Source organism: Bacteroides intestinalis DSM 17393, assembly GCF_000172175.1.
In the GTDB taxonomy this organism is placed as follows: Bacteria; Bacteroidota; Bacteroidia; order Bacteroidales; family Bacteroidaceae; genus Bacteroides; species Bacteroides intestinalis.
Map to the genome: position 1 here is coordinate 2,988,438 of NZ_ABJL02000008.1, position 12,471 is coordinate 3,000,908.

Annotated in this window: 9 protein-coding genes; 6 read left to right on the forward strand and 3 right to left on the reverse strand. The window is 45.7% G+C overall.

What is annotated here, in order from left to right:
* Positions 1 to 24: 24 nt before the first annotated feature.
* Genes BACINT_RS21390 through BACINT_RS21400 form a run of 3 tightly spaced genes read right to left on the reverse strand, consistent with a single transcriptional unit; the run spans position 25 to position 4,017 of the window.
* Positions 25 to 1,620 carry an MFS transporter gene (locus BACINT_RS21390; protein ID WP_007667191.1) on the reverse strand — a complete coding sequence of 532 codons (1,596 nt, stop codon included), beginning with the start codon at positions 1,618 to 1,620 and terminating at the stop codon, positions 25 to 27.
* Between the two features lie 4 nt (positions 1,621 to 1,624).
* The gene (locus BACINT_RS21395; protein ID WP_007667194.1) at positions 1,625 to 2,659 is read right to left on the reverse strand and encodes an HlyD family secretion protein; all 1,035 of its coding nucleotides are present in this window, start codon (positions 2,657 to 2,659) and stop codon (positions 1,625 to 1,627) included.
* A 47-nt stretch (positions 2,660 to 2,706) separates the two neighbouring features.
* On the reverse strand, positions 2,707 to 4,017 hold the full coding sequence (locus tag BACINT_RS21400) for a TolC family protein (RefSeq protein ID WP_007667214.1): 1,311 nt from the start codon (positions 4,015 to 4,017) through the stop codon (positions 2,707 to 2,709).
* A gap of 146 nt (positions 4,018 to 4,163) precedes the next feature.
* Here BACINT_RS21400 and BACINT_RS21405 point away from each other — a divergent pair, with 146 nt between their 5' ends.
* The 6 genes from BACINT_RS21405 (at position 4,164) to porX (ending at position 12,462) form a co-directional block, all read left to right on the forward strand.
* Positions 4,164 to 5,078 (forward strand): helix-turn-helix domain-containing protein, encoded by a 915-nt coding sequence (locus BACINT_RS21405; RefSeq protein WP_007667216.1) that lies wholly within the window; start codon positions 4,164 to 4,166, stop codon positions 5,076 to 5,078.
* Between the two features lie 260 nt (positions 5,079 to 5,338).
* Positions 5,339 to 6,589: a 3-phosphoshikimate 1-carboxyvinyltransferase gene (locus BACINT_RS21410; protein ID WP_007667218.1), complete on the forward strand. Its 1,251-nt coding sequence runs from the start codon at positions 5,339 to 5,341 to the stop codon at positions 6,587 to 6,589.
* A 3-nt stretch (positions 6,590 to 6,592) separates the two neighbouring features.
* On the forward strand, positions 6,593 to 7,009 hold the full coding sequence (locus tag BACINT_RS21415; RefSeq protein ID WP_007667220.1) for a hypothetical protein: 417 nt from the start codon (positions 6,593 to 6,595) through the stop codon (positions 7,007 to 7,009).
* A 1-nt stretch (position 7,010) separates the two neighbouring features.
* Positions 7,011 to 7,838, forward strand: coding sequence for a metal ABC transporter permease (locus BACINT_RS21420; protein ID WP_007667223.1), 828 nt, complete (start codon positions 7,011 to 7,013; stop codon positions 7,836 to 7,838).
* Between the two features lie 15 nt (positions 7,839 to 7,853).
* On the forward strand, positions 7,854 to 10,886 hold the full coding sequence (gene porW / locus BACINT_RS21425) for a type IX secretion system periplasmic lipoprotein PorW/SprE (protein WP_457851308.1): 3,033 nt from the start codon (positions 7,854 to 7,856) through the stop codon (positions 10,884 to 10,886).
* Positions 10,887 to 10,902: 16 nt separating this feature from the next.
* Positions 10,903 to 12,462 (forward strand): T9SS response regulator signal transducer PorX, encoded by a 1,560-nt coding sequence (gene porX / locus BACINT_RS21430; protein ID WP_044155156.1) that lies wholly within the window; start codon positions 10,903 to 10,905, stop codon positions 12,460 to 12,462.
* The last annotated feature ends 9 nt before the right edge of the window (positions 12,463 to 12,471 follow it).

The window sequence follows — 12,471 nt, forward strand, 5'->3', positions numbered from 1 at the left end:
ATATAAGAACAAAAAAATCTCAACTTAGCCTGTGGCTTCCAATTTCTTGTCCATACGCAACTCATGCTTCACAAAACGGCGAATAGAGCGGTAAGTAGGATGCAGTACTTTATACGGCCGAATGTCACTCTCGTAAACCAAGAACACCAACAGACAAAACAAAGCTAACAGAATAAGCCAGCCGTACAGCTCTTTCATCGAAATCATCAGGGCCTGTTGTTGTACAACACCATATAGTTCTCCTGCAGATATCCGGCTGGCAAAAGGGTTTACATGATCTAATCCAGCGCCCAGCAGCATTGCATTCTTCTTCATAGCCCCATTCAGAGCATGTCCTAAAATGGCCGTGCCCAGAGCTCCACCAAATCCGGCACTGACAAACGACTGCACAGACACCGCCTGGAAGAAATGCTGGAAGGGAACACGAGACAGCACTGTAAGGAAGCAAATAGCTATCATCACATACCCGAAGCTACGTAGAAACAGCGGTATAAACAATGTTTCCTTCGGCAAAGCATACTCAATGCCGAAATAGAAATACATCAGATATCCGGTAATGGAAGAAAATGCAATCACCGTCATTGTCTTATAACGCCATTTGCGACGGGAGAAAGTGAAGAAGGTAAAGCCTGCTCCCACAACAATCCCCAGCAGTACCACCCAGTTGAGTGAAATTACATTCAAGGCATCATACCCCAATATACCTTCCATATAAACATGTTCGAACAGATGTGATGGTGCCAACAAAATATCTATTACTATATATAGTATAAAGGGAAGCCAAACAGAGCGATACGTCCACGTCTTCAAAGCAATAAACGGATGGCGGATGAAAGATGCACGCCACAGGTTCAATACAAGAATCAGCGTACCGATGATAGTTGCCACCCGTATCTGGAAAGATTGATACCAGTCATAATGTTCCCCATACACACAGACAAAAAGGATACACAACAGCACAAGCCCCCACATCAAAGCCCCCAACCAATCGATACCAAACAACGGTAATTTCGGCAAGGAGCGATAACTACGGAATAACCACAATGTAACCAGCATCACCAATAGCAATAAACCAATAATCAACCAGTGCATATACTCCCACTTCGCCCAGAAGGCCGTATAGATTGTTACCAATCCCGATAGCTGAATACAACTCTGCACCAGCAAGTAGATAAAACAGAAGAATACCGATAAATCCCGTTTGGGAGTAAGCCATAATTGAATGGTAGAATTACATTCGAACGTGGCCCACATGCGGAAGATACCTGCAAAGAAACAGGTGATTACCAGCACGGGAATACTATGTGTATGCATACATATCAGATTAGAAATAATCAGGGCAATGCTGCACGTCATCAACGAAGCCTTCGAAGTAAAACGGAACTTCAGGCGGAACATGATGGCAAATGTCAACCCCATGCCCACCATAGAAGCATAACCTGCCATCATAATGTCCTCCTGCATTAATGCCGTAGAGCCAACCATCTCATTGACTGCCGCCAAATAGAGACCACCGGAGAACTGGAAGACTATGACAAAGGCAATGATAATCCAGGGGCGCAGTTTAGGAGGTACAAAATCACGGATAGCCGGAATGGAAAAAGGTCCTGTTTCGTGCATAATATCAATAGTTTACTACACACTCCACATTCATACCGGCACGCAGGCGCTCCATATCTTCCGGACGGTTCCCGGTAGAGAACTCAATGCGGATAGGAACACGTTGTTCCACCTTTACGAAGTTCCCTGCGGAATTGTCCTGCGGTAGAAGAGAAAAACTGGCACCCGTAGCACGGGAAATAGATTTCACAATACCCTTAAAAATAATTCCGGGCACGGCATCCACTTCTATTTCTACCGGCTGACCTTCCCGGATATAGGTAGTCTGAGTTTCTTTGTAATTGGCTACTACCCATCTTTCATTTTCGTCAACAATGTCAACCACAGTCTGCCCGGGTTGTAGCAACTGCCCTTCCTGAATATCTTTCCGTCCGGTAGTTCCGTCGCAGGGAGCAAGGATAACGGTATAAGAAAGATTCAGACGCGCCAATTCCAAAGCAGCCTGTGCCAGTTTGATACCTGCATCTGTTTGTTCCAGACGATGGGTCTGTTCCTGCTTTACTAAAGTTGTAGATTGGCGCTGACGAAGCAGAAGTTCATAACGTGCCTTGGATGCTTCGTAATCTGTCTGCACAGCATCGTACTGTTGTTTGGTGACAGCATCCTGTGCCAGAAGGTTTTTATATCGGTGGTATTCACGCTCGGCATTGTCCAGGCGAACTTTAGCTTCCTGTAAACCTGCATCGGATACGGCAATATTATTCTGAGTGGTATGTACCGTGGTGGCCACTGCATTCTTTCCCGAAATAGCATTCTGAAAATCAGCCTCAGCCTGTGCCAGACGGAAACGGAACTCGGAATCTTCAATCAATGCTAAGGTGTCACCTTTACGCACTTCCTGGTATTCATCGAAATAGATCTTCTTGATAAAGCCTTGCACGCGGCTGTTGACGGGGACAATCAGCTGTTTTACCTGTGCATTGTCAGTATAAGCTACACTGCCGAGGTGGACGAAATGAGAGCATACCCACACCAGCCCGGCAATAAGTAAGAGACTAACCACTACGTTATAAATCAGTTTTTTCTTTTTGCGTTCCATATCTTATTTAATTCATTAGTTTTCATTCATATATAATTGCCGACAATTTACAAACATCCCGCTGTCTTCTTCAGCTTATAGAGGTTGAAAAGTATATTAATCTGTGCATTCACCAATTGCAACTCCGCATTCAACTTAGAATTACTGGCATCCAGCATATCAGTAATCAATGCCAGATCATTCAAGTAGCGATTATTCACCACACTGTAATTTTGTGCCGCCAGTTCCAGACTCTTCTTTTGCGTATCACAAATGGTAAAAGCCTCATAAAAACGGATGTATGCCGCCTTCACTTCTGTCCGTACATTCTCCTGTAACAACAAATCATTCTCCTGTGCACGCCGGGTGGACAGGCGTGCCAGACGGATTTTCTTCCCGGACTTAAAGGTGGAAGCTATATCGAACTTCAACCCTATGCCGACATACCAGTAATTCAGATTCTTGTTAATAGGCGGCACTTCAATCGTAATGGGTCCGTCCAGTTTATCACCGGCAAAGAGAGCTACGGATGGTAAGCGTTCCGCCTTCGCAATCCGTTCATTATATTCTGACTGCTTGATATTCAGTTTCATCTGTTGCAGCACAGGAGAGCTCAATACTGCCGTCTCCTGCCAATGTGCCTCTTCCGAAGGTTTGGGAAGTCGCCCCAGCAAAGTAGTATCCACACCAATCACCGTTTCTTCGGGTAAGCCGAGTACGGTGGTCAACTGATTATTTAAAATGAGGATACTATTCTCAATCTGCGTCAATGCCAGTTCCAGGGATTTCAATTGTAATTCATAACGAGTGATATCATTTTTCAAAGCCAATCCCTGCGACTGCTTGGCATTGATATCTTCCACCAGTTTCCGGGTTTGCTCTATATTCTTCCGATATACTTCTGCCTGGTTCTGTAGTTTGTACATCTCCAGATAATTTCCTACCAGTAGGAAGCGGATATCCTGCCTGTTCTTCTCTTTATCCAATTCTGCCAGTTGCTGCTGCAATTTAGCAATGGCAATCCGGCTTGTGATGGCTCCACCTGCATAGATGACCTGCGAAGCCTCTATTGCAAAGTTATTGCCGAAGTGCGGCATAGCAGCATTCTCACTGTTTGTAAAATCACGGTCTGCCAACCAGGCATCGCCCAGATAGCTTGCCGAAACGGATACATCAATCGAAGGAAGTTGCGCATTTTTAGCCACCTTCACCGCCTGCCCGGCTTCCTCTTCTGCTAAACGGAATGTACGGATACTGCGGCTATTGGCATCCGCCATCTCAAACATCTCTTCAATTGTCATCTTCTGAAAGGTTTGTGCAGATACAACAGAGATGTTCAGCGCCCAAACAAAGACAAATAATTCTTTTAATCTTTTCATAATGCCTATTAAATTGTTACCTCAAAAACGGCTGCAAAGGTCGGATTAATTCTTTGCTAAGAGAAATCCGAAATTTGGCAAAGTTGGTTTAATTTGGAGATTTCAAAGGTTTCCGCTACCTTTGTGCTGCAATAAAATCACCTCCAATGACCTCTTCCATACGTATAAAAAACATCTGTGAACTCCCTATCATCAGTGGTAGCAGGAATGATACACGAAAGAAAATCAGTTGTATCACCATTGGCCAACGGGAAGCAGAAGAACAATTTTCATCAGACATTCACTTGGATGCCTTTATTATCTTATTGGTTTTATCCGGAAAAGGACATACGGTAATCAATTACAAAACGTATGATATTCAAGCGGATACCCTCCTACTTCTGTCTTCTGCCCATTTGTTCCATTTTGGAGAATGCAGTGATGATTTCCAGTGCCAGTGCCTCTTTGTCAGCAAAGCTTTTACAGATGAGATGGATTCCACCGATATGATTTACCGACGGACTAAATATGGCGTACGATTATACAACGAACCGGTAGTTCCCCTAGAGCACTCACATGCCGGCTTATTAGCCGAAAGACTGATCAGCATCAATAAGAACATAGACCGGACAGAGCATTTCTATCACAAAGAAGTTATTCTGAACCGCCTGTTCGCCTTTTATCTCGATTTAAGCGATATCCTTGAACGAACTAATCTACCACATACAAATGGTTGCCTGACCCGTTATGAAAGTATCATCAAATCATTCATTGAGTTACTGGCAACTCATTATCGCAAAGAGCATAAAGTGGATTTTTACGCCGCCCAGCTGAACTTATCCGCCCATCACCTGACACAGATTGTGAAACTCGTAACAGGGCAAAGTGTAAGTGACTTTATTTTTGAAATGTTATTCAGCGAAGCCCGTAACTTGTTGACTCACTCCAAACTTTCCGTACAGGAAATCGCTACCACCCTCAACTTCTCCGACCAGTCTTCTTTTGGGAAGTTCTTTAAACGGAAAGCAGGTATATCGCCAGTTGATTTCAGGAAAGATGTACTGTCTGTTGAAGAGGGATGAATTGGCAAAGCGAGAAGAAAGGAATGAAGTTACGAGCTACAAGTAGCTGCACTATATATCACAGGTTGTTATCCTGCTATCACTTTATCACTCTACCACCTTATCACATTTTGTTCATAACCGTTCAGAAAGAAGGGAATTTCAGTGCAGTTATTCTGAAAATTTAGTGCGGTTACCCTGAAGTCATATTCTTTATTCAGATATTTATCGTACTTTTGTAACCTGTAAACCAGCTATTACGTTTAAGAAGGAATACAACTATGCGCTATAAACTTTCGGCACCTGCCACCTTGCATACCACTGTCCAGCTCCCGGCTTCCAAAAGTATCAGCAACCGGGCTTTGATATTACACGCTTTAGCACAAGGGCATATCACGCCTACCAATCTGAGTGATTGCGACGATACCTGCGTCATGATAAAAGCCTTGGACGGAAATCCCGAACATATCGATATACTTGCTGCCGGAACCGCCATGCGTTTTCTCACGGCTTATCTGAGTGTAACACCCGGCACACGCATCATCACAGGTACCGAACGGATGCAACAACGCCCCATACGTATCCTGGTGGACGCCTTGCGCGAGTTGGGAGCACAAATAGAATATGCCGGAAACGAAGGTTTCCCTCCCCTGCGTATCACAGGTACAATATTGACAGGCGAAGAAATCAACCTTGCCGGAAATGTAAGTTCACAATACATATCCGCCTTACTGATGATCGGCCCTATCCTGAAAAACGGATTAAGGCTGAACTTGACAGGAGAAATCATTTCACGTCCTTATATCAATCTGACTCTGCAATTGATGAAAGAATTCGGTGCAGACGCTGCATGGAGTTCCGAAAGCAGCATTAGCGTCCATCCGGGCCAGTACGAAGACATACCTTTCACGGTAGAAAGTGACTGGAGCGGTGCTTCCTACTGGTATCAAATGGTTGCCTTGAGCCAGGACAGCAAAGAAGAACCTGCAAAAACAGAAGTAGAACTGCTGGGACTTTTCCCACGCAGTTATCAGGGTGACAGCCGGGGAACAGAGATATTCGCCAAACTTGGTGTACGGACTACATATACTGACCGGGGAGTGGTATTAACCAAGACAGGAACTCCCGTTGCCCGTTTAGAGGAAGATTTAGTGGACATACCCGATCTGGCACAAACTTTCGTTGTGACTTGTTGTTTAATGAACATACCTTTCCGCTTCAGCGGATTACAGAGTTTGAAGATAAAGGAGACTGACCGTATCCAGGCACTTATCACAGAATTACATAAGTTGGGATATGTGGTGAGGTCGGAACAGGACAGTATATTAATATGGAACGGCGAGCGTTGCGAACCGGAAGCCAGTCCCGTGATTGCAACTTACGAAGACCACCGGATGGCGATGGCTTTTGCCCCTGCCGCCCTATTGGTACCATCGGTACAGATTGCTGAGCCACAAGTGGTTTCCAAGTCTTATCCGGGATATTGGAAAGATTTGAAACAAGCAGGGTTTAATATTGAAATTGAGGAATAAGCTATGTTAATACTAATTATAAGCCTTATTGTACTGGTCTGTATCGCCCTTATGGCAGGATACATCCGTAACCAGCGTCTGCAAAAAAAGATAGAACGCGGAGAACTGGATGCCATGCCCGAAGTGAAAGAGGTTGATGCGGAATGTTGTGGACAGCATGAAGTATGCGAACGGGACAGTCTGTTGGCTGCCGTCAGCAAAAAGATAGAGTACTATGATGATGAAGAATTAGACAAGTACATTGGCATTGCTCCCGAAGACTACACTCTCGAACAGGAAGATGAGTTCAGGGACGTATTCTATACAATGCAGGATACTGACGTTGCCGGGTGGGTGCGCAGCCTGCAATTACGGGGAATAGCACTACCGGATAATATCAAGGATGAAATATTTCTGATTATAGGAGAAAGGAGATCTTAAAGTGGAGCTACTGCAATACACCTTCTTTCAACATGCCCTCATCGGCAGTTTGCTGGCAAGCATTGTCTGCGGGCTTATCGGTACGTATATCGTGACGAGACGGCTGGTATTCATCAGTGGCGGACTGACGCATGCTTCTTTCGGAGGCATCGGTCTGGGATTATATACAGGCGTCTCTCCCATACTGGCTGCCGGTGTGTTTGCTGTGCTGTCGGCTTTTGGAGTGGAATGGCTTAGCAAACGCAATGACATGCGCGAAGATTCGGCTATCGCTGTATTCTGGACGCTGGGTATGGCACTGGGTATCATGTTTACCTTCCTTTCACCCGGGTTTGCACCCGATCTTTCGGCTTATTTATTTGGCAATATACTGACGATTACATTAGGAGATATCGCATTGCTGGCAGGACTTGCAGTAATATTAGCCATCTTCTTTGTCCTATATTTGCGCCCGATCATCTATGTTGCTTTCGACCGGGAGTTTGCCCGTTCACAAGGTATTCCCGTACAGATATTCGAATATGTACTGATGATGTTCATTGCATTGACCATTGTTGCATGCCTGCGCATGGTAGGCATCGTGCTGGTTATTTCCCTGCTCACCATCCCGCAAATGACGGCGAATCTGTTTACGCATCGTTTCCACCGTATTATCTGGTTGTCTATTGGCATCGGTTATCTCAGTTGCCTGGGCGGATTAATGATATCTTATTATCTGAACGTTCCTTCCGGGGCGGCTATCATCTTCTTTTCCATCATTATATATGTAGTATGTAAGCTGGGAAAGAGTTTTTATTTATCTTTACGGCAGAAAATGCAAACCCCGTAAAACCTACTGGTATAGTTGAAACGCAAAGCAATCCTCCTCGTTGGCATCTTAGTTACTTTGATGCTTGTTACCGGATGTTCCACCCGAAAGAACACAGCCGGTACACGCTTCTACCATGCCCTGACCACCCGTTATAACGTATACTTCAACGGAAACGAAGCTTATAAAGCCGGATTGCAGGCACAGCAGCAAGGGAACAAAGATAACTATATGGAGATGCTCCCCCTCTATCCCATAGGCAATAAAGAAACTACAGGCATCGGCACTTCCGACTATGAGCGTGCCATTGAGAAAGCACAAAAAGCCATTCGCCAACATTCCATCAAACGGCGCCCTATCCGTAAACCGGGACGAGCTTATACGGATGAATACAAGAAATGGCTGGCACGCCGGGAGTTCAATCCTTTCATTAATCGTGCCTGGATGTTATTGGGTAAAGCGCAATATCAGAAGGGAGACTTTCCGGAAGCGGCCGCAACCTTCTCATATATTGCACGGCTTTATGACGGACAGACGAATATCACTTCCGAAGCTTTAATATGGTTGTCCCGTTGCTACTCTGCGCTGGGGTGGCAATATGATGCGGAAGATGCTTTAAGCAGGGTGAATAATGACAGTTTGCCACCGACACTGGCTGTTCCATACGCTTCGGCCACAGGAAATTTCCTATTAGGTAGCCAACGATACAGAGAAGCAATCCCCCATCTCGAAAAGACAGCCAGGAAAGAAAAGAACAAGCAACAGAAAGCACGATGTTACTATCTTCTGGGGCAGACTTATCAAACGCTGCAACAACCGGAACAGGCCTATCAGGCGTACAGCAAGGTAATCCGCCTCAATCCACCATACGAACTGGCGTTAAGTGCCCGCATCCGTCAGACGGAAGTGATGCCCACCGCCAATAGTCGTAAGATTACCGGAAAGTTATTACGCCTCAGCAAGGATGAGAAAAACAAAGAATACCTCGATCAGATTTATTATGCATTGGGCAATGTATACCTTGCCGAAAAAGATACGGTACAAGCTCTTGCTGCCTATCACAAAGGAATAGAGAAGAGCACTCGGAACGATGTGGAGAAAGGAATGCTTCAACTTACACTGGGTAATCTGTACTGGCAGCAAGCGCGTTATGCCGAAGCACAAAAAGCATACGCCGAAGCAATAGGATTGATAGACAAAGCCCATCGGGAATATGCCACTATCACCAATCGTTCAGAGATCCTGGACGAACTGGTACCACATACCAATGCCATACAGCTACAGGATAGCTTGCAACATCTTGCCAGACTGCCGGAAGCAGAGCGAATGGCAGCCATAGAGAAAATCATAGCACAAGTGATAGCCCGGGAAGAAGCAGAACGCAAAGCTGCAGAAGAAGCAGAACGGGAAGCAAACCGACAGAAGATGAGGGAAGAAGCGGAAAGTCAATTACCCGCCACTTCAATTATCAGCAGACCGGGACAGGAAAATGCAGTCACTACCCCACAGCCCCTCCAATCTACAATAGGAGGAAAGCAAGACTGGTATTTCTATAACCCTCAATTGGTAGAGCAAGGAAAAGCTGAATTCCAACGCTTGTGGGGACGCAGAAAGCTGGAAGATAACTGGCGAAGGAAAAATAAAACAGTAGTTGCACTGGATGATTTTGAAGCGATAGATTACAGTGAATCGGAAGAGAGTGTTGCTAAGAAAGACACAATCCATGGCAATCAGGGAAATGAAACTATTGATTCTTCCATTCCCCAAAAAGAAGAAAATGAAAAGAACACTGCCGACAGCATTGCCGGTGATACTCACCGCCCGGAATACTACCTGACACAAATTCCGTTGACAGAAGAAGCTATGCAAGCCTCAAACACACTGTTATCAGAAGCCTTATATGGTGCCGGAATGATTTTCAAGGATCGTATGCAGGATTTCAAACGGGCAGAAGCTGCGTTTGAACGACTGGTACGCGAGTTCCCTGACTTTGCACAAGCGGATGAAGCATATTATCAGTTATTCCTGACCGAACTGGCTCTAAATTATTATGGAGAACTTCCTGCCCTGCAACGTGCAGAGAAATATAAGGCCGAACTTATCGCCCGGTTCCCCAAAAGCCGCTATGCCAAGACACTAGCCGACCCGGACTTTGCTGAAAATGCCGTATATGGCAAACAACGTGAGGACTCCCTCTATGCCCGTGCTTACAAACATTTCCAACTGGGTGATACAACCACCGTACGTGCAGCCGAACATCTTTCTGCCGAGATATACCCTCTGGGGCAACATCGTCCCAAATTTATGTTCCTCAATGCCGTCACCCGGCTACAGGGAGGGGAAACTGATCAGTTCCTTGCTATCCTGAAAGAGCTTGTACAGCAATATCCGCAAAATGAAATCACGGATCTGGCTGCCCATATTCTGAAAGGGGTACAGGAAGGACGCCTGCTGGCTCACGACAGCCATACATTTGGCTCCATCTGGCAACGGCGGAATGCTGAGCTTGCCGAAGCTGGCAAGTTAACGGGCGACAGTCTGAGCGGTAGCGTTATTCTTCCTCCGGACAGCGCATTCAGTACAGAGCGCAACACACCGTTCCTTTTTATCCTGGCTTACGAAGAAGGAAAGGTAAATGAGAACATGCTACTGTTTGAAGTGGCACGCTATAACTTCTCCACTTTCCTGGTGAAAAACTTCGATCTTGCGTTTGCTCACGAACGGGGCATTGGCATGCTGCAAATCCGACCATTCAGTAACTACGATGAGGCGCAGCAATACTTCCGCCGTCTTTATGCCAATCCCGAAATGGCTACACGACTCAGTGGTATGCGTGCCATACTCATATCGGAAGCCAACTACGAACAACTGATTAAACAGTATAGTTTCGACGATTACGATACCTTCTACCGTGCACACTTCTCTTCTATACCGGAACCTGAGTTAAAAGGTTACACGCTGGATGAGCCACTACTGAACCTGCCAACAGAGGAAGAAGAACGGAAAAAAGAAGAAAATCTGCCTATGGAAGAGGATGACCCGGAAAATGGTGTTATCTTTGAGGACTGAAAAAGTGAGTAGTGTTATGAAGAAAGATAAACTCCTTTGGGTAGACGATGAGATCAGCTTGCTGCGACCGCACATCCTGTTTCTGGAAGGCAAAGGTTACGAAGTAGACACCGTAACCAACGGACAGGATGCACTGGACCGTTGCCGTGCTACCACCTATGACCTGATCTTTCTGGATGAAAACATGCCTGGGCTGAGCGGCCTGCAAACCCTGGCTTTGATAAAAGATATCTGCCCCACCGTCCCCGTGGTCATGATCACCAAGAGCGAAGAGGAAAATATCATGGACATGGCTATCGGTCAGAAAATTGCAGATTACCTGATCAAGCCCGTCAATCCCAATCAAATATTATTATCGCTAAAGAAAAACCTTCACCGCCGGGATATTGTCAGCGAAGCCGCACAAACCGGTTACCAGCAGAGTTTTGGTAAGATAGGCATGCAGATAAATGACTCACTGACTGCAGCCGACTGGATGGAATTATATCGCCGCCTTGTTTATTGGGAACTGGAACTGGAAGCTACAGACAGCCCCATGAGCGAAATGCTTGCCATGCAGAAAACAGAGGCCAACAGTGCTTTTGCGAAATTCATCAAAAGGAACTATGCAGATTGGGTATCAACCAAAGATGCACCTGCCGACCGTCCCCTGATGAGTCCTGATCTCTTCAAGCGTATTCTTTTCCCGGCACTGGACAAAGGTGAGAAGGTTTTCTTCATAGTACTCGATAATTTCCGTTACGACCAGTGGCGCGTACTTGCCGACGAATTATCCAGTCTGTTCAATATAGACGAGCAACTCTATTTCAGCATTCTGCCCACTGCCACACAATATGCCCGTAACGCTATTTTTTCCGGTCTGATGCCTGACCAGATAGCCAAATTGTTTCCGGAACTGTGGGTAGATGAAGACGAAGAAGAAAACAAAAACCTGAACGAAGCTCCACTGATACGTACAATCATTGAGCGCTATCGCCGCAACGACACATTCTCTTATCATAAAATCAATGATGCAGCCGGTGCAGAACGCTTATTGACACAACTTCCTACCCTGGCACAGAATGACTTAAACGTTGCCGTATTCAATTTCATCGATATGTTGAGCCATAGCCGTACAGAGAGTAAAATGATACGTGAACTCGCTTCTACTGAAGCTGCCTATCGCAGCATTACCCTTTCATGGTTCCGCCATTCACCCTTGAGCGATCTTCTGAAAGCGCTCGCATCCCGTCAATATCGTGTCATTATCACGACCGACCACGGCAGTATCCGCGTAGATAACCCTGTAAAAGTACAGAGCAACAGTAAGGAAATCAATGCTAACCTGCGCTATAAGCTATCACGTAATATGGCATACAACCCCAAACAGGTATTTGAAATCACCCGCCCGGCCGAGATACACCTTCCCTCACCCAATGTGAGTACGCGCTATATCTTTGCCACAGGACGCGATTTCTTTGCCTACCCCAATAATTACAACCATTATGTCAGTTACTACACCGATACCTTCCAGCACGGAGGTATTTCGATGGAGGAAATGATAATCCCGCTCATCACACTGAGCGGACGAAGCTGAAAGTAAATT

Excerpts from the sequence above, each read along its gene's own strand:
- BACINT_RS21410 (WP_007667218.1), top strand. The coding sequence starts at position 5,339 with ATGCGCTATAAACTTTCGGCACCTGCCACCTTGCATACCACTGTCCAG.
- BACINT_RS21390 (WP_007667191.1), bottom strand. The coding sequence starts at position 1,620 with ATGCACGAAACAGGACCTTTTTCCATTCCGGCTATCCGTGATTTTGTA.
- porX (WP_044155156.1), top strand. The coding sequence starts at position 10,903 with ATGAAGAAAGATAAACTCCTTTGGGTAGACGATGAGATCAGCTTGCTG.
- BACINT_RS21395 (WP_007667194.1), bottom strand. The coding sequence starts at position 2,659 with ATGGAACGCAAAAAGAAAAAACTGATTTATAACGTAGTGGTTAGTCTC.
- BACINT_RS21405 (WP_007667216.1), top strand. The coding sequence starts at position 4,164 with ATGACCTCTTCCATACGTATAAAAAACATCTGTGAACTCCCTATCATC.
- BACINT_RS21415 (WP_007667220.1), top strand. The coding sequence starts at position 6,593 with ATGTTAATACTAATTATAAGCCTTATTGTACTGGTCTGTATCGCCCTT.
- BACINT_RS21400 (WP_007667214.1), bottom strand. The coding sequence starts at position 4,017 with ATGAAAAGATTAAAAGAATTATTTGTCTTTGTTTGGGCGCTGAACATC.